The sequence below is a fragment of the Acinetobacter sp. YH01011 genome, from assembly GCF_013420785.1.
In the GTDB taxonomy this organism is placed as follows: Bacteria; Pseudomonadota; Gammaproteobacteria; order Pseudomonadales; family Moraxellaceae; genus Acinetobacter; species Acinetobacter towneri.
Genome location: NZ_VOYG01000012.1, coordinates 71,300 through 88,834, shown reverse-complemented (window position 1 = coordinate 88,834; position 17,535 = coordinate 71,300). Strand labels below are relative to the sequence as shown.

The following is a 17,535-nucleotide window of genomic DNA, read 5'->3' as shown; positions in this document are numbered from 1 at the left end:
AACGAATACCATGCAGGTTGTAGATGACATTCCTGCGTATCGAATGGTGATTAGTGTTGAGTTTATTTATTTTCTTAAAACTGCGTGATTTGAATTTGTAAATCAAGCAAGAGGAGGTTGCGAAATTAGCTTGTTCAGCCATAACGCAGCATAAAAATACCAATCGCATCTTCAATAATCTTTTGAGATTGTGCAGCATCGGGCACGGCACGTACACCGAGTAAAACTTCATGGTGACGTAAACCATGCAGTAAGGAAACGATCAATTCAGTTTGCGTTTTTGGTTCATCGGCCTGAATAAACTGCAATTCTACTGCTTGACGAAAGAAGCTTTCCCACATCGCGCGAAGTTTGGCATGTGAGGCATTGTAAAACTGCAATGCCAACGGATTTTGCTCCGAGGCCAGTTCCATCAGCAAGTGCTCTAATTTAATCGCTTCAGGCATATTGACTAAGTTCAAGGACAGTTCACAGGCTTGGTATAAGGCCTGCTTAAAATTGCGATGTGCAGTCAAGTCCAAAGGTTGTGCTTTGAGCAGACTTTCACAGGTTTCTTCAATGGCACAGGAAAATAACGTGGCTTTGTCTTGAAAGTGGTTATACACCGTTAATTTGGTCACGCCTGCTTCACGTGCAATCTGATTCATACTAGAACCATGAAAGCCCAACTTTAAAAACAAGTGTTTTGCCGACATTAAAATGCGTTGGCGTTTTTCTAAATCTTTTGGTCGTCCGACATGAATCTGCACACGCTCATCCTAATTTGCATCAGTACAACTGGAAAATGACGCTTCAGTTTTAATTAATGTACCCAGTGGTATATTAATTAAAAAATAATCAATTTAATATAGGGGTTTGCACGCACTTCATAAATGGCTTGCGCTGTAGGCTAAAACTGAGCAGATCAGGCATGAAACGAAGGGAATAGCGAGACTATTACCAAGTTTCATAACGCAATCTGAGAAAGTTTTAGCCACAGTCCTTTGGAACAAGCATATTTTTTACTGCTATTACGTTATGAGTCAGTTACTTAGAATGACTAAGTTTCCTGCCTCATGCCTTATATCAGCTAAAAATATGCGCTGTCGCAAACATAGACGAAGTGTCAGCAAACCCTACCGTATTCTGCCCTAAAAAAAACGTTTAAATAAGAGCACGCTAGATGAAAACGACTCAGAATCTCATTGGTAGCCTGATGCTGCTGTGCTGTATCACCCTAATTGGATGCAGCAAGCAAAAAACCGAGGTTGAACAGGAAGTCCCTTTGGTAATGGTAACCCAGCCTAGCAGTTTACATCTTGAGCAAAAAAGCTATGCAGGCGAGGTGCAAGCACGTCAGCAAACGGCTTTGGCATTTCGGGTTGCAGGGCAAGTTACACAGCGTTTTGTCGATGTGGGAGATCAGGTCAAAGTTGGGCAAGTCTTAGCAAAACTGGATGTGCAAGATGCCGCATTACAGCTCAATGCCGCGCGTGCGCAACTGGAAAGTGCGCAATCTGCTGCAAAAATTGCCAGTGATGAGTTACAGCGTTTTCAGCAATTATTACCCATGAATGCCGTCAGTCGCTCGCAATATGATGCAGTCAAAAACCAATATCAACATGCTATGGCACAGTTGAAACAGGCACAGTCCAATTATGCAGTCAGCAGTAATCAAACCGACTATAACCAGTTACGGGCCACAAAAAATGGTGTGATTACTGAACGCAATATTGAAGTTGGGCAGGTTTTAGCGGCAGGGCAGGTCGCTTATCAATTGGCGATTGATGGGGAGCGTGAAGTCGTGATTGGCGTGCCTGAACAAGCGGTGGGTGAAATTCGAGTCGGGCAAGAGGCAACGGTAAGTTTATGGTCACAACCCGATACCCGTTTTGCAGGTACGGTTCGAGAAATTTCCCCTGCGGCAGATCAGTCGCGTACTTTTAAAGTCAAAGTGGCTTTACGTGAAGGCAATGCACAGATTCAATTGGGGCAAAGTGCGCGGGTATTTCTGACTCGCCAAGCCAATCAGGGTTTATATGTGCCTTTATCTAGCGTGTCGGCAACAGGGCAACAAGCTTTTGTTTTGGTCTTACAGCCAGACTCAACCGTGCGTCAAATTCCTGTTACATTGGGCGCTTATGGACGTGACAGCGTGCCTGTACTGAGTGGCTTACAGCCGCAAGATTATGTGGTGATGGGTGGGGTGCATTTACTGCGTGATCGACAAAAAATTCGCCCGATTAACCGTGACAATCAAGCTGTACAGGCAGTCAATCCAACAGCTCAGGCAGCTTCTGCGGCCACACAGACGGAGCGTTAAAATATGAATTTTAACTTATCCGAATGGGCGCTGAAAAATAAAGGTCTAGTGGTCTACTTGATGCTGCTGTTGGGCATTGTCGGGATTTTTTCCTATTCCAAACTGGCACAAAGTGAAGATCCACCGTTTACTTTTAAAGTGATGGTGATTCAAACCTATTGGCCGGGAGCGAGCGCCAAAGAGGTCTCGTTACAAGTCACCGACCGCATCGAAAAAGAATTGATGAGCACGGGCGACTATGAACGCATCATGGCTTATTCGCGTCCGGGTGAGTCCATGGTGACTTTTATTGCCAAAGATTCCATGCGTTCTAGCCAAATTCCAGATGTTTGGTACAAGGTGCGTAAAAAGGTCAATGATATTCGTCATGAATTGCCGCAAGGGGTACAAGGCCCATTTTTTAATGATGAATTTGGCGACACTTTTGGCAATATTTATGTGCTGACAGGCGCAGACTATGACTACGCCACCCTCAAAGAATATGCCGACCGTTTGCAGCTACAATTACAGCGAGTCAAAGATGTTGCCAAAGTTAATTTGGTCGGTTTGCAAGATCAAAAAATTTGGATTGAGTTATCTAACACCAAAGCCGCACAACTTGGTATTCCTGTTACCGCGATTCAGCAAGCCTTACAACAACAAAACAGCATGGCAAGCGCAGGTTTTTTTGAAACCCATTCAGACCGTATTCAGGTGCGTGTCAGCGGTGCGTTGCACAGTGTCGATGAGTTGAAACAAATGCCGCTGTTGGTGAATGGCACCACCATTCAACTGGGCGATGTTGCCGAGGTCTATCGTGGGTTTAGCGAACCTGCTCAACCGCGTATGCGCTTTATGGGCGAAAATGGCATTGGCATTGCGGTGTCGATGCGTAAAGGCGGTGATATTCTGGCTTTGGGTGAAAATCTGGAAACAGAATTTGCCCGTTTGCAAAAAACTTTGCCTTTGGGCATGCAACTGCAAAAGGTTTCTGATCAACCTGTTGCGGTAAAACACAGCGTCAATGAATTTATGAAAGTATTGGCTGAGGCGGTGATTATCGTGCTCTTGGTCAGCTTCTTTTCACTGGGTTTTCGCACAGGTTTGGTGGTGGCATTTTCCATTCCACTGGTCTTGGCGATGACTTTTGCAGGTATGCATTTGTTTGATGTCGGGCTGCATAAGATTTCACTCGGTGCGCTTATTCTAGCCCTCGGATTGTTGGTGGATGATGCCATTATCGCCATTGAAATGATGGCAATTAAGATGGAGCAGGGCTATAGCCGCTTGCAAGCCGCAGGTCATGCGTGGCGAACGACTGCTTTCCCTATGCTGACTGGGACATTGATTACCGCAGCAGGTTTTTTACCCATTGCCACGGCAGCCTCAAGTACAGGGGAATATACCCGTTCAATTTTCCAAGTGGTGACCATTGCTTTGGTGGTGTCATGGTTTGCTGCCGTGCTGTTTGTACCCTATCTGGGCGATAAATTATTGCCAGATTTTCAGCGCCATGCACAGCGAGCGCCGTGGTATCAACGTCTTTGGGCGCGTGTACGCAAACAAGCTGAACCGCAGCCTGTGCTACAGCACGCAGGTGAATTACACGACCCATATCAAACCCGCTTTTATCAAGTGTTTCGAGATTGGGTCAATACCTGTGTGCGCTATCGAAAAACCGTCATTGCAATCACAGTTGGCATATTTGTACTGTCAATTGCGATGTTTAAATTGGTACCACAGCAATTTTTCCCACCTTCCAATCGGGCAGAAATTTTAGTCGATTTAAAACTTGAAGAAGGTGCGTCTTTAACAGCCACAGAAGCAGCCGTTAAAAAAGTTGAAAAGTTCTTGGCGCAACAACAAGGTATCGACAATTATGTGGCCTATGTCGGCACAGGCTCACCGCGTTTCTATTTGCCCTTAGATCAGCAATTGCCGCAAGCCAGTTTTGCCCAATTTGTGGTGTTGGCATCGTCCTTAGAAGACCGCAATGAAATTCGTCGTAATTTATCAGAGCAAATTCGCTTGTTATTGCCAGAGGTGCGTACTCGCGTGTCGTTATTGGAAAATGGTCCGCCTGTAGGTTATCCATTGCAATTTCGCGTGTCAGGCGAAGACTTGGCACAAGTACGACAATGGGCGCAGCAAGTCGCAGCCACCATCAGTGCCAACCCAAACAGCACCAATGTGCATTTAGATTGGGGTGAGCCGAGCAAAGTCATTCAATTGCAGATTGATCAAGACCGTGCCCGTCAAATGGGAGTGTCGAGTCTGGATTTGGCTAACTTCCTAAATAGCTCTATCAGTGGCGCAGCAATCAATCAGTATCGTGAAAAACGTGAACTGATTGAAATTCGTTTACGTGGCGATCAAACTGAGCGCCTAGATGTCGCATCTTTAAGCAGCTTGGCCATACCGACTTCACGTGGAACATCGGTGCCGTTGGCGCAAATTGCACAGATTGAATACCGTTTTGAAGAGGGTTTAATTTGGCATCGTAACCGCTTGCCGACCATTACCGTACGTGGTGATATTCGTAGCAATTTGCAACCTGCAACGGTGGTGGCAGAACTGTCTGAACCGATGGCGGCCCTGCGTGAAAAGTTGCCAAGTGGCTATTTAATTGAAGTGGGTGGCACGGTTGAAGAATCGGCACGTGGGCAAAAGTCAGTCAATGCAGGCATGCCATTTTTCCTTGCCGTGGTGATGACTTTGTTGATGATTCAGCTGCGTAGCATGTCCCGTGCATTCATCGTGTTTTTAACTGCACCGCTCGGCATTATTGGCGTGGTATTGTTCCTGTTGCTGTTTAACAAACCCTTTGGTTTTGTGGCGATGCTCGGCACCATTGCCTTATCGGGCATGATCATGCGCAACTCTTTGATTTTAATTGATCAGATTGAGCAGGATATTCGGGCTGGGGAATCGCAGTGGGACGCGATTATTAACGCTACGGTGCGCCGTTGTCGTCCAATTGTACTGACCGCTTTGGCGGCTGTTTTGGCCATGATTCCACTTTCTCGCAGTATTTTCTTTGGCCCGATGGCTGTGGCGATTATGGGCGGATTAATTGTCGCGACCCTATTAACCCTGTTCTTTTTACCTGCATTATATGCACAGTGGTTTAAAGTGAAAAAAAATCCACATAATCTGTAAAAGTGACATAATAACGGGTGCGAAACTTGGAAAATTTCAATATAGTAGCACCTTATATTTTTCAGCCTTTGCATACGTTACAGCATGCGCCAGATTAAAAAATAAAGCATGGCACAGATGGGGTTAAATCACATTATGAAGCAAGATAACTTGGTAAAGTTTCGCCGGTCTGTCGCGATCTCTTACGTGTTTATGTTTTTTGCTTTATTTACTGTGGTGAGTGGTGCATTGGCGTATTGGTATGCACGAAAAGTGATTGTGGTCGATAGCACTGAAGTCTGGTTACAGGCACAGGCTTTATGGATCATGCGTAATGTGGTGATTTACAGTGTATTGGCATTGTTTGCTGCATTGTGGTTTATTCCATTGGCCTTCTTTCCTTGGGATGCCTTTTTATGGGTCAAAGCCTGCACCGTAGCAGGTGTGGTCTTTGCCGTGATTGCCTTCTTATTTTTAATCAATGCTTGGATTAAAGGGCTATCCAAATTTTTGAAAAATAAAGCTGTGTTCTAATGGCTTGAACTTCATCTAAAGCACTTCAGCTAAAATTTTTAACAGCTTTCCCTTGTAAAACTCAGTTTGACCCCAATTTCAGACTTCAGTTAAGTTTTAAATAGAATTCCGTGAGGAGCATCGCCAGACATGGCTAAACGTGATTATTATGAGGTTTTGGGCGTCTCTAAAACCGCTAGTGATGATGAAATTAAAAAAGCCTACCGTAAGTTGGCGATGAAATATCATCCAGACCGTAACCCGGACAATCCTGAAGCTGAAGAGAAGTTTAAAGAAGCTTCAGAAGCGTATGAAGTTCTGTCAGACAGCGAAAAACGCAGCATGTACGACCGTATGGGCCATCAAGCCTTTGAAGGTGGTATGGGCGGTGGTGCTGGCGGCTTCGGTGGTTTCAGTGCGGAAGATATTTTCAGCCAGTTTGGGGATATTTTCGGTGGAGCCTTTGGTGGGGGGGGGCGTGGCCAGCAACGTCAACGCCGTGGTTCAGACTTACGCTATGTGATGGAATTGACGCTTGAAGAAGCAGTCAAAGGCGTTAAGAAAACCATCACCTTTACAGCACCTGCGCCATGTGAAGCTTGTGATGGTAAAGGCTCAGAAAATCCAAATGATGTTGAAACTTGTCCAACCTGTCATGGTGCGGGTCAAGTACGCATGCAACAAGGGTTCTTCTCGGTACAGCAAACTTGTAGTACCTGTCGTGGTCAGGGCAAAATTATCAAGAACCCATGTAAAAAATGTCATGGTTCGGGTGTTGCTGACCGTCAGCAAACCTTGGAAGTCACTATTCCTGCAGGCGTGGACAATGGCGACCGCGTACGCTTAACAGGTAAAGGTGAAGCCATTCGTGATGGTCAATCGGGAGATTTATACGTAGAAGTGGTGGTGCGTGAGCACGAAATCTTCCAGCGTGATGGTGCCGACCTATATATGGATGTACCTGTCAGCATTGCCGATGCTGCTTTAGGTAAGGAAATTGAAATTCCGACTCTAGATGGTCGCGTGAGCCTGAAAGTACCTGAGGGAACACAAACGGGTAAATTGTTCCGTTTGCGTGGTAAAGGGGTAAAACCTGTGCGTAGCAGTATGCAGGGCGATTTACTCTGCCGTATTGTGGTGGAAACACCTGTGAATTTAACGGCACGTCAGCGTGAATTGTTAAAAGAGTTGCAGACGACGATGGAAGGTGAGGGCAGTCAGTCATCACCAAAGAAAAAGTCTTTCTTTGATCGTTTATTTGATTAAGGAAACCTAGGTTAGGTATGTCAAAGCACGACCTGATCTAAACTCAAAAATAAAGGCGATCTTGAAGATCGCCTTTGTTGTATCTGCTGTACTCTTATTCGACTTCAGGTACATCAATCTCTAAAACATCCACCATTTCAGTCGTTGCTGTTTCAACGGTAGTTTGTGGTTGAACGGTTGCAACAACCCCATGTTCTGCTGCTGTTTCTTCAAGTTCAGGTGTATCAACTTCAACAGCAAGCGGTTCTTGTAGTGTCACGCTAATACGGACTTTGGACAGGCTTTCTAGCGTATCCCCTTCTTGAAGTGCAGGCTCTGCAAATACGGATGCTGTGCTGATGCCTAACAATAATGCCAATACCATGTTCTTCGAATGCATGTAAATCCCCTTTAATTTGTGCAGTTGTTTTCATTCGTGCAGGCTAGTCTGCGCATACAAGTTTGCAAATTTGTGAAATAAAAATAAAAAATGAGCATTTTCAGATAAATTTTTAGCATCGCTTTGATAAAAGTTTGCCAGTGGCATTTAAAGTGATCTTTAGCATACTGTCACAGTTGCTTTCCGATAAAAATAAACCCAGAAACTTGGCAGACAAACTTAGTCTAGGCAGCGAGTTTTGCTATAGTAAGCACAATTTAGAATCTATTTTAGGAATATGCTATGTCAGCAACTCCACGCATTGGTGTATTAGGCGCAGGCGGCCGCATGGGACGCATCTTAATTCAAGCCGTTCAAGAAGCAGGCTACCAATTGGCTGCCGCAGTAGAGCGTCCAGAAAGCAGTTTATTGGGTGCAGATGCAGGAGAGTTGGCAGGTGTAGGTACACTGGGCGTGAAAGTGGTGGGTAGCCTAGAGCAAGTATTAGCTGACTGCGATGTCGTGATCGACTTTACCGCACCAGCCGCCACTGCACAGCACTTAAAGCTTTGTCGTGAAGCAGGCGTAGCGATTGTGATTGGCACCACAGGCATGAATGATGAACAAAAAGCACTCTTAGAAGAATCGGCTCAACAGACGCCTGTGGTATATGCCGCCAACTATTCAGTTGGGGTAAACGTATCTATTAAACTGCTGGAATTGGCAGCCAAAGTCTTTGGGGATAGTGTAGATATTGAAGTGATTGAAGCGCATCATCGTCATAAAGTCGATGCACCATCAGGCACGGCATTGATGATGGGCGAGGCCATTGCAGCAACCTTAGGTCGTGATTTAAAACACGATGCTGTTTACTGCCGCGAAGGACACACAGGGCCACGTGAGCGTAAAAGTATTGGTTTCCAAACTATTCGTGGTGGCGATATTGTCGGTGAACATACCGCAATGTTTATTGCCGATGGCGAGCGTGTGGAAATTACCCACAAAGCCACCAACCGTATGAACTTTGCTGCAGGTGCCGTGCGTGCTGCAGCGTGGGTAGTGGGACGCGAAGCGCGTAAATACGATATGAAAGATGTCCTTGGATTTAACGATATTCAGGTTTAAAAACTGCGCAGGAATCTGAAATAGATAAAAATGACTTGAACAATTTTCAATCTGCCGCTAAAACTAGGGTCTGATGTCATGGATGATGACGCATCAGACCCGATCTAAAACTAGGGTCTGTTGACATTTCATAAATGGCTTGCGCTGTAGGCTAAAACTGAGCAGATCAGGCATGAAACGCAGGGAATAGCGAGACTATTGCCAAGTTTCATAACGCAATCTGAGAAAGTTTTAGCCACAGCCTTTCAGGACAAGCATATTTTTTGCTGCTATTGCGTTATGAGTCAGTCGTTTAGAATAACTAAATTTCCTGCCTCATGCCTTATATCAGCTAAAAAATATGCGTTGTCGCAAACATAGACGAATTGTCAATAGACCCAAATAAGATGCAAAATAAAATGAAAAAATCTCTGCTGATGCTTGGGTTAAGCACCTGTATTTGTGCGGCCTCTGCACAAAATATTGAACATGCCAAACTGAGCATACATAAAAACAATATTAAAGTCTGGACCTTTCAACAGCAGTCTAGCCCTGTGTTTTTGTATAAGGCCGAAACCACCTTCAATGTACCTTTAGAAAAAGCTGCTGCTTTAATTTTAGATGTCGATCATGCCGTGAAATGGGTGCCTTATGTGGGCAGTGTCAAAGTCCTGTCACGTGATGACCAAAAAGGTGAGTTCTTGCTGTATATGGTGCTGGATTTTCCTTTTCCGCTAAAAGATCGTGATTTAGTGGTCAAAGGTAAAATGAGTAAAGATGCACAAGGTATTATCAGTATTCAAAATAAAGCCATTGAGGGGGGCTATCCCTTGAACCCAGATTATGTGCGTATTCAAGATTACGAAGGCGACTGGACCTTTCAGAAATTGGGCAATCAGAAAGTAAAGGTCAGTACCTATGGCTATGCCAACCCTGAAGGTGCCATTCCTTTAAGCTTTGTGAATATGTTTGTGCAGCAACAACCGTATCAAATGCTGCAAAAGATGAAAATTGAATTGGGTAAAAACCGTAATTATAAGGGATTGCCTGAAATTTTACGTTAAGTTTAGCCTGTGTGGGCTTTAGAGCATGATGCAAAATAAAATGGATGAAATCGGTGTCGATCTCATCCATGATGTATTTTCGGTCTAGCTTATAGACTTAATAAGAAAACAGCCCTTTTTCTAAAGGAAATTCAATGCCAATCGATGCACCACCATCATTGCCATGGACATCTGAATCGCTAATCCAGCCATTCAGTTTAAGTGGAATATCTGGACGTAAATAGTGTGTCCAAGTCAAATCCAAAGCTTTTAAATGATCTTTTTCTGGGAAAGCTTTATTGGTTTCGCCTCTCGCTCGTCGATTAGCCGCCTGATCAAATTTGGCAAACAGCATACGTGCATTCACGCGGTTTAGGCGATCTAGACGCATATCACCACCGAGTGAAATCATTTGTCCATCACCACCCATAGCATGTGCTAAAGGATAGCCATGTTGATAGAAACCATCGGTATAATTGGTGTGGTTATAAGTAACGCCTAATGCTTTACCGTTGGTACGGGTATCAGCCCATTCAGTATAGAGTTGGAATGGCATATTTTTATAGCTAGAAGAATAATCTACCCCAGCCAAATACATTTTTTTAGCGGGTAAGCCACCAGCTTCATCTTCACCTGCGTATTGTGCATAGACGCCCATTGGCACTTGTAGCAAGGGCTGTAGGTTCAAACGCGCATCAAAGCCTGCAATTTGGTTAGAGGGGTCAGGTTTGCCAGTACCACCATTGTCTTTATTGCCAACAAAAGCATCCCAAAGTGAGTTCAAGCTTTCAGGTCGACCTTCACCCCCCCATTGAAAGGCACGTGAAGCCCCCAATTCCAAATAAGGTAGCGGTTGTGTAGTGACACGTAAACCAATCAATTTGGCATCGGGTACAGCATCATAATCATGCAACTGACCTGCAAAGGCTTGATATTGCCATGGACCAATCCATGACAACCATTTGTTGCTGAAAGCTTGTTGTTCAGCACGTTGCATAGTTACGCCGTAAACTGGGCGGCTAGCATCGCCACGAATTAAACTGCCGTCATGTGCAGGCCCCCAGTAGGTTGGAATTTGCCCAGCAATGAGCCATTGATTCCAAAGCTTGGCTGCAATATAGGAACCTTCAACATTGACATCTTGATCGTTATCAATTTGTGGGTCTTTTTCTGCATTGACCCTAATTTTAGCATCCCAGTGTTGATTGCCTGCATTGAGTTCCAAGCCTGCTTGATATTGCGCTTTTTGTTGGTCGCCAAAGGCTTGTGGAATATTCTTTTGATCTGTTTCTGCAAAAAGCGAGGCTTTGAGTAGTTGGTTATTGGCATTTAAATGTGCCACCACTGCATCTATGACTTTTTGTTGATTGTTGTTGCTGACATTGGCTTGAGAAAGTGCACGTTGAATTTCATCACCACTCATAGGCCAAGTTGACGTACTAATTTGAATGACGCCTTGCTGATTTAGCCAGTTTAAATCGGTACGTAAGTTTTGGTCATTTAAGACAATGCCTTGGGCAAAGGTTAAGGATGAGCTTAATGCCAGTGTCGCCAACAGCGCTTTGGGTGGAAACATTCTTATATATTCTCAGCGTTTATAAACTGTAACCAAGATAGGTTTTTGAGTGGATTTTTGCAATGTGAATTGTTGAGTATTGTTGTAAATTTCAGAAGAAAGTTCTTCTGTAAACGGTGGAGGCTAGCACTAGTAAGGGCTTTGTAATAAATGCTCCCACCCTTTTTAAAGGGAGGCTAGGAGGGATTATCAGCGTGTTGACTTAAAATCACATTTTCAATCGTTTGGACGACTGCATCGAGTTCATGCAAAATTTGTAAATTGTTAAATCTTAACACCGTTAAATTTAACTGTGTTAAAGCCTGATCACGTAATAAATCATACTTTAAGCCTTTTTCGTTCAAATGTTGGCTGCCATCGCATTCAATAATTAAACTTGCCGCAGGACAGTAAAAATCTACAATAAAATTCAGAATAGGCTTTTGCCGGTAAAACTGTAAGCCCAAGAGTTGTTTTTGACGCAGTCGTAACCAGAGTTTTTGTTCTGCTTCGGTCATATTGTTTCTTAACTGTCGTGCGTTATATTTTAAATTTTTGTTATAGGGTTGCATGGTTTTTTATTCTTTGTTTTAAAAAGTGGTTTATTTTTAATTAGCTTTCTTGTGACATACATAGCTCATCTTTTTAGATTTTTTTAATCCCCTTCAATCCCCCTTTGATAAAGGGGGAGGTTAGCACGAGCATATAGCTCATCTTTGACAAAGGGGGAGAAGCACAAGTGGAACTTTGTAATGGAGTTCCTCCCTGAGCAAGAGTTTAAGCACAGCTTTAAACTCTTGCGTAAGAAAGGGAGGTTAGGAGGGATTTTAACGTTGGTGGCTTTTGCTATATATAGCTCACCTTTGACTAAGGGGAAAGCCTAGCGCCGGCAAAACGTGCAGATTTAATAAATCAATCCTCATCCTTATTGGCTTTATAGGCATAAGCATAGTTATAACCATAGCCATAACCACCCGCTTCACGTTGAATATCATTCAAAATAAAGCCGTTGACTTTCACGCCAGCCTGTTCAAAGCGGTTAACAGTCAGTTCAAGCTCTTTCATTTGAGTTTTGCCATAACGTGCCACAACCAAATTCACACCTGCATATTGTGAAATAATAATCCCATCGGTTACCGCAAGGACTGGTGGGGTATCAATCAGAATATGGTCAAACTGACTAGACAAGTGCGTGAGCATGTCTGCAAATTTTTGCGTACTTAACAACTCTGACGGATTGGCAGGACTTTTACCACGGCTGATGAAGCTTAAATTTTCAACTTCAGTATTGCGCACAACACTGCCTAACTCTTGTTGACCATTCAGGTATTCGGTTAAGCCAGGCTTAGGGTCGTAATTAAAGTATTTGTGCATATAACCGCGACGTAAATCGGCATCAATCAATAATACGCGCTTATCACTTTGCGCCAAAATGGTGGCTAGGTTAGTTGAAATAAACGATTTACCCAATTCTGGTGCAGGGCCAGAAATCATAATGATATTGTTTTTGGCACTGCTTAAAGCAAAGTGAATAGCAGTACGCATGCTGCGCAGGCTTTCAATCGCAATATCATCACTATTTTTAACCGCAAGAATAGGAATATTCTTTTTCTTTTTCAGAATTTTAATACGGCTTTCTTGCACAGGTGAACGTGGCACAGTGGCATAAACAGGTAAATCCAGTTCATTTTCAATTTGATTCGAATCTTTAATACCTGAGCGCAACATATTACGCAGTAAGGCCAATAATGTGCCCAGAAAACCACCCAAGAAAACGGACAAAATCAGAATTTGTAATTTCTTTGGTTTAATTGGCTCAATCGGCTCTACCGCAGTATCGACAATACGCACATTACCAATTTCACCTGCTTTAGCAATACGTAGTTGTTGGTAAGAGTTAAGCAAGCCTGTATACAGTTGTTGTTTCACCTCAACTTCACGGAACAGTTGTAAATATTGGCGTTGTAGTTCAGGTAAGCGTTTAAGTGTGCCGTCTAATTCAGCAATTCGTTTGTTAATCGCACCCAATTGCGCATTCATTTGCTGCATGACAGGGTGCTCATTGGTGTATTTGGCAGCAGCTTCAGCCACTTGTTGCTCTAACTGCGCTTTTTGGGTTTCCAAAGTAATACTTTGGGTTAAGTACAACTCAGATTCTTTGGTGACATCGACCGTATTAAACTGTTGGCGGAAACGGTTAAATTCACGTTCTGCCACATCTAATTGTTGTTTCAGTTCTGGGAGTTGGTCTTCCAAAAACTTTAAGGTCTGTGCCGTTTCTGCACTACGACGCTCAATATTTTGTTGGCTATACGCCGCTAAAATGGCATTTAGTACTTGGGTAATGTGTTGTTTGTCTGACCCTTGGTAATTCAGCCCCAACACACCTGTTAACTTACCTCTTTCTGCCACAGAATAGTCAGCGGTTAAGCTTTTCATGGCAGCAGGTAAGCTTTGTTTTTGGATGTTATAGGCAGCGTTAAAGCTGTCTTGACTAAAAATAGCGACTTTCCACAGCCCAAATTCAGACTGTAATTGACTGACTTGGTTTAAAGGTGCAGAAAAAACCACCTGTTCTGTTACTTCATCTGTTAGGCTGTATTTGCCTTGTGCAAATTTTAAAATTAAGTTTTTATCTTGAAAATATTGCGGAATATCGAACTGGCGGATATCAAAACTTTTTTGATTGTCTTTAAATAGCACTGACTGAGATGAATATTCACTGTCATATTCATGCTTGGCAATTAAACGATTCCAGAAACTGTCTTCTGTACCCGAAACACGAATATTTAAATTCAGATGATCAATCACGCTGCCCAACACCAAACGTGATTTTAAAATTTCAATTTCAGCTTGTGCAGGCGATTTCTGATCAATCATATTGGACAGATCACCCAATAACGCTGCAGAGGCCCCTTTGCTGTCTTCGACCTGTACCAAAGCATCTACTGCATAGGTGTCTGGTGTGGTTCTTAAATACAGTAAAGCGCAGACGATACTGAGTAGAACGCAAAGAGTAATCATTTTCCATTGTGCGATTAAGGAAAAAAATAATTCCTTTAAATCAATGGTGTCTTCGGTGTTGGCGGTTTGGCTCATAGTTTAAATATCAAAAAAGTAGAATTTTAAAAAAAGCTGAATATCAAGAAACTAGATATATTTTTTCCAGTCGGTAATGCAGGCTTGAATTAACGCACAGGTTTCATCAAATACGGCCTGATCGTGCTGATAGGGGTCGGCCACGTTTTTACTTTGCCAGTGTCCCAATCTAAAGGTTTTGCCTTTGGCAAAGGGCCAAGTTTGTTCCACATGCTTTTGCTGATTTTGGCTCATGACCAAAATTAAATCGGCTTTTTTAATCAGCTCTGCATTGAGTTTTTTTGCTACATGTGGACTCATGTCGATGCCGTGACGTTGCATACATAAACGGGCTTTGTCATCGGCTGCATGGCCTACCAAACCCGAAATACCTGCAGATTCAATCTGTAAGTGTGGGTACTGCTGTTTTAAAAAGTATTCTGCCATGGGGCTACGACAAATATTGCCAATACACACCACCAAAATGTGATTAATTTTCATTAGTTCCCCAAACGATCTAGGTTATATAAAGCATTTGAGAATGGAATAATTTGGTTAACCACACGTTGCCAGCGGGCCAAACCTGAAGCATCGACATAGACAATATCATTGCTGCGCATTTTAAACTGATTGGCGAGGCCAAAATCGGCAATGCTGGATAAATCCATGTGATAGACTTCGGTATGTGCTGCATTCGGCTGGCTACGGACCACATAAATTTTACTGCGGCTGGCAGACAGTGGGTTTAAGCCGAGGCTTTCACCCAATACATCGCTTAAGCTCATGCCTTGATCACGCATAGGGAGCGATTGATTTTTACCCGATTCACCCATTACATAAATTTTTTGGTTTTCACGGTTATTGACATATAAGGTGTCATTCGGCTGAATGAGTAAGTTGTGCAATGACAGCCCCGCTTTTTCCAGCTCTACGGTATTGAGTTGATAAGTACGCCCTTGACGGACTAAAGTCATTGAGGCATTGTCACCTTGTTGAGCATTGACCCCGCCTGCCATACCTAAAGCTGTATACACACTGATCGGTTGATCATTTAAATAGAACTGCCCACCTTTCATAACATTGCCTTGTACCGAGTAGCGCTGCCCTTGGTAAGACAACACTCGCACAATCACGTCTGGCGTTTTTAAATAACGCGCTAACTGTCCGCGCAACTCGCGATTCACTTGTGCTAAAGATTTACCTGCGGCTTTATAACGCCCGATAATAGGAAATTGAATATAACCCTGTGAGTCAATTTGATAACCATTTGACTCAACGGCTTTTTCGTTACTAATGGTATTGGTTGGCGGGGTAATTTCAGGATATGCCCATAAATAAATAGAGAGAATATCACCTGAACTTAAGCTGTATTGACGCTGTGGTGTATGAAATAAATGTGCATAGTCTTGTTGAATATTGTGAACCGCAGGCTGCACCGCAAGCATTGAGTCTTGGGTGAGTTTAATCACATTGACCGCTGTGCCCAAGTCGGTGGTATAGACCCCTTCATTTGGTAAGTCATAAGTTTGTAAGCCAGAGGTGACAGCGCACCCCGTCGTGGCAATGCCACATGCCAATAAAACAGCCAGTTGAAAGTGTCGCACGCGAGATTCCATTATTAATTTTTAAAATCTTTTAAATCAATTGCTGCCATTTTACCGAACTTGTCAAATAGGTACATAGCAATTTGTAATCAATTTGCATATTCTGTCAAATCTTTAGCAAAGGAAATGATGAAATCCGCAAATTGTGGGTTTAATCTAAATTCTAAAAGTTGAATATTCACAAAAACTATACACTGTGATCTATTTCAAGTAATTTGAGCACAAATCACAATAGAAATTTCATGAATTTCTGCTAGTATCCCTGCCGAAAGATCCATTCTTCATAAAATACAGATATAAATTTAAAGGCGCTCAAATGCTACAGCTCTCAGACCTAAAAATTGCCATTATTGGTTTAGGCTATGTCGGTTTACCCCTAGCGGTTGAATTTGGCAAGCAGCTGCCTGTTGTGGGTTTTGATATTCAGCAAAAACGCATACAAGAATTACAAAGTGGGCAAGATCACACTTTAGAAGTGTCTCCAGAAGAACTTAAACAAGCAACACAACTGACTTATTCCGCTAATTTAGATGATTTGAATAGCTGCAATTTTTTTATTGTGACTGTTCCAACGCCAATTGATGAATTTAAACAACCTGATTTAACCCCACTTATTAAAGCGTCTACTAGTATTGGAAAAGTACTCAAAAAAGGCGATGTAGTGGTGTATGAGTCTACGGTATACCCAGGTGCTACAGAAGAAGCTTGTATTCCAGTTTTGGAACAAGTCTCAGGCTTAAAATTTAATCAGGATTTTTTTGCAGGCTATAGTCCAGAACGGATTAACCCAGGCGATAAGCTGCACCGTGTGACCAATATTTTAAAAGTAACATCGGGTTCTACCCCAGAAGTTGCAGACTTTGTCGATGCAGTCTATCAACTGATTGTGACTGCAGGTACACATAAAGCACCGAGTATAAAAGTGGCTGAAGCAGCTAAGGTCATTGAAAATACCCAGCGTGATGTGAATATTGCTTTAATTAATGAATTGGCTGTTATTTTTAATAAGTTGGGTATAGATACTGAAGCGGTTTTACAGGCTGCGGGAACCAAGTGGAATTTTTTACCTTTCCGTCCAGGTTTAGTCGGTGGGCACTGTATTGGGGTAGACCCGTATTATTTAACCCATAAAGCACAGTCTTTAGGCTTGCATCCAGAAATTATTTTAGCAGCACGTCGTTTAAATGACCGTATGGGTGAATATGTTGCAACGCAATTGATTAAAGAGATGGTGAAGCAGCGTATACAAGTGGTGGGTTCAAAAATTTTAGTGATGGGCTTAAGTTTTAAAGAAAACTGTCCAGATATTCGTAATACTAAAATTATTGATATGGTTCAGGCTTTAAAAGAGTATGAGCTGGATTTAGATATTTATGACCCGTGGGTGGACCCAAAAGAAGTGGAGCATGAATATGGTTTGGCTCCAATCAGTGCATTGCAGAATAATGAATATGACGCGGTTATTTTAGCAGTTGCTCATGATCAGTTTAAACAAATGACAGCGGCAGAAATACATGCTTTGGGTAAAGCTAAGCACGTACTCTATGATTTAAAATATGCATTAAATAAACAAGATAGTTCAATTCGGTTATAAG

Annotated in this window: 14 protein-coding genes; 7 read left to right on the top strand and 7 right to left on the bottom strand. The window is 42.9% G+C overall.

Annotated features, from left to right (window positions below; genetic code table 11):
* Positions 1–134: 134 nt before the first annotated feature.
* On the bottom strand, positions 135–749 hold the full coding sequence (locus FTT78_RS09720) for a TetR/AcrR family transcriptional regulator (RefSeq protein WP_179988876.1): 615 nt from the start codon (positions 747–749) through the stop codon (positions 135–137).
* Positions 750–1,162: 413 nt separating this feature from the next.
* Between FTT78_RS09720 and FTT78_RS09715 the strand changes: the two genes are divergently transcribed.
* The 4 genes from FTT78_RS09715 (at position 1,163) to dnaJ (ending at position 7,198) form a co-directional block, all read left to right on the top strand.
* A complete protein-coding gene (locus tag FTT78_RS09715) occupies positions 1,163–2,302 on the top strand; it encodes an efflux RND transporter periplasmic adaptor subunit (protein ID WP_180044172.1) in 1,140 nt (379 codons plus the stop codon).
* A gap of 3 nt (positions 2,303–2,305) precedes the next feature.
* The gene (locus FTT78_RS09710) at positions 2,306–5,440 is read left to right on the top strand and encodes an efflux RND transporter permease subunit (protein WP_180044170.1); all 3,135 of its coding nucleotides are present in this window, start codon (positions 2,306–2,308) and stop codon (positions 5,438–5,440) included.
* A 135-nt stretch (positions 5,441–5,575) separates the two neighbouring features.
* Complete coding sequence (locus FTT78_RS09705; protein WP_026438412.1) at positions 5,576–5,953, top strand: hypothetical protein; 378 nt, start codon at positions 5,576–5,578, stop codon at positions 5,951–5,953.
* 129 nt (positions 5,954–6,082) lie between these two features.
* Complete coding sequence (dnaJ, locus tag FTT78_RS09700; RefSeq protein WP_180044167.1) at positions 6,083–7,198, top strand: molecular chaperone DnaJ; 1,116 nt, start codon at positions 6,083–6,085, stop codon at positions 7,196–7,198.
* 94 nt (positions 7,199–7,292) lie between these two features.
* Here the strand turns inward: dnaJ and FTT78_RS09695 are convergent, their stop codons facing one another.
* Positions 7,293–7,577 carry a hypothetical protein gene (locus FTT78_RS09695; protein ID WP_180044165.1) on the bottom strand — a complete coding sequence of 95 codons (285 nt, stop codon included), beginning with the start codon at positions 7,575–7,577 and terminating at the stop codon, positions 7,293–7,295.
* A 282-nt stretch (positions 7,578–7,859) separates the two neighbouring features.
* Between FTT78_RS09695 and dapB the strand changes: the two genes are divergently transcribed.
* Both dapB and FTT78_RS09685 read left to right on the top strand, forming a co-directional pair.
* Positions 7,860–8,681 carry a 4-hydroxy-tetrahydrodipicolinate reductase gene (gene dapB, locus FTT78_RS09690; RefSeq protein WP_070154911.1) on the top strand — a complete coding sequence of 274 codons (822 nt, stop codon included), beginning with the start codon at positions 7,860–7,862 and terminating at the stop codon, positions 8,679–8,681.
* Between the two features lie 398 nt (positions 8,682–9,079).
* Entirely contained in the window at positions 9,080–9,724 is a 645-nt protein-coding gene (locus FTT78_RS09685) for an START domain-containing protein (RefSeq protein ID WP_180044163.1), read from the top strand.
* Between the two features lie 97 nt (positions 9,725–9,821).
* Here FTT78_RS09685 and FTT78_RS09680 read toward each other — a convergent pair whose 3' ends face one another.
* The 5 genes from FTT78_RS09680 to FTT78_RS09660 all read right to left on the bottom strand — a co-directional run bounded on the left by FTT78_RS09680 (position 9,822) and on the right by FTT78_RS09660 (position 15,940).
* Complete coding sequence (locus FTT78_RS09680) at positions 9,822–11,279, bottom strand: capsule assembly Wzi family protein (RefSeq protein ID WP_180044161.1); 1,458 nt, start codon at positions 11,277–11,279, stop codon at positions 9,822–9,824.
* A 176-nt stretch (positions 11,280–11,455) separates the two neighbouring features.
* The gene (locus tag FTT78_RS09675) at positions 11,456–11,830 is read right to left on the bottom strand and encodes an endonuclease domain-containing protein (RefSeq protein ID WP_136143550.1); all 375 of its coding nucleotides are present in this window, start codon (positions 11,828–11,830) and stop codon (positions 11,456–11,458) included.
* Between the two features lie 340 nt (positions 11,831–12,170).
* Positions 12,171–14,357, bottom strand: coding sequence for a polysaccharide biosynthesis tyrosine autokinase (locus FTT78_RS09670; protein WP_180044158.1), 2,187 nt, complete (start codon positions 14,355–14,357; stop codon positions 12,171–12,173).
* Between the two features lie 51 nt (positions 14,358–14,408).
* Positions 14,409–14,837 carry a low molecular weight protein-tyrosine-phosphatase gene (locus FTT78_RS09665; RefSeq protein ID WP_180044156.1) on the bottom strand — a complete coding sequence of 143 codons (429 nt, stop codon included), beginning with the start codon at positions 14,835–14,837 and terminating at the stop codon, positions 14,409–14,411.
* A complete protein-coding gene (locus FTT78_RS09660) occupies positions 14,837–15,940 on the bottom strand; it encodes a polysaccharide biosynthesis/export family protein (protein ID WP_180044154.1) in 1,104 nt (367 codons plus the stop codon). The genes FTT78_RS09665 and FTT78_RS09660 overlap by 1 nt, the downstream gene beginning before the upstream one ends.
* 316 nt (positions 15,941–16,256) lie before the next feature.
* Here FTT78_RS09660 and tviB point away from each other — a divergent pair, with 316 nt between their 5' ends.
* Positions 16,257–17,534, top strand: a complete 1,278-nt coding sequence (gene tviB, locus FTT78_RS09655) for a Vi polysaccharide biosynthesis UDP-N-acetylglucosamine C-6 dehydrogenase TviB (RefSeq protein ID WP_180044152.1) — start codon at positions 16,257–16,259, stop codon at positions 17,532–17,534.
* Position 17,535: the final 1 nt, after the last annotated feature.

What these genes read in the sequence shown, in the direction of transcription:
- FTT78_RS09715 (WP_180044172.1), top strand. Translation starts at nt 1,163, where the DNA reads ATGAAAACGACTCAGAATCTCATTGGTAGCCTGATGCTGCTGTGCTGT.
- FTT78_RS09710 (WP_180044170.1), top strand. Translation starts at nt 2,306, where the DNA reads ATGAATTTTAACTTATCCGAATGGGCGCTGAAAAATAAAGGTCTAGTG.
- FTT78_RS09705 (WP_026438412.1), top strand. Translation starts at nt 5,576, where the DNA reads ATGAAGCAAGATAACTTGGTAAAGTTTCGCCGGTCTGTCGCGATCTCT.
- dnaJ (WP_180044167.1), top strand. Translation starts at nt 6,083, where the DNA reads ATGGCTAAACGTGATTATTATGAGGTTTTGGGCGTCTCTAAAACCGCT.
- FTT78_RS09695 (WP_180044165.1), bottom strand. Translation starts at nt 7,577, where the DNA reads ATGCATTCGAAGAACATGGTATTGGCATTATTGTTAGGCATCAGCACA.
- dapB (WP_070154911.1), top strand. Translation starts at nt 7,860, where the DNA reads ATGTCAGCAACTCCACGCATTGGTGTATTAGGCGCAGGCGGCCGCATG.
- FTT78_RS09685 (WP_180044163.1), top strand. Translation starts at nt 9,080, where the DNA reads ATGAAAAAATCTCTGCTGATGCTTGGGTTAAGCACCTGTATTTGTGCG.
- FTT78_RS09680 (WP_180044161.1), bottom strand. Translation starts at nt 11,279, where the DNA reads ATGTTTCCACCCAAAGCGCTGTTGGCGACACTGGCATTAAGCTCATCC.
- FTT78_RS09675 (WP_136143550.1), bottom strand. Translation starts at nt 11,830, where the DNA reads ATGCAACCCTATAACAAAAATTTAAAATATAACGCACGACAGTTAAGA.
- FTT78_RS09670 (WP_180044158.1), bottom strand. Translation starts at nt 14,357, where the DNA reads ATGAGCCAAACCGCCAACACCGAAGACACCATTGATTTAAAGGAATTA.
- FTT78_RS09665 (WP_180044156.1), bottom strand. Translation starts at nt 14,837, where the DNA reads ATGAAAATTAATCACATTTTGGTGGTGTGTATTGGCAATATTTGTCGT.
- tviB (WP_180044152.1), top strand. Translation starts at nt 16,257, where the DNA reads ATGCTACAGCTCTCAGACCTAAAAATTGCCATTATTGGTTTAGGCTAT.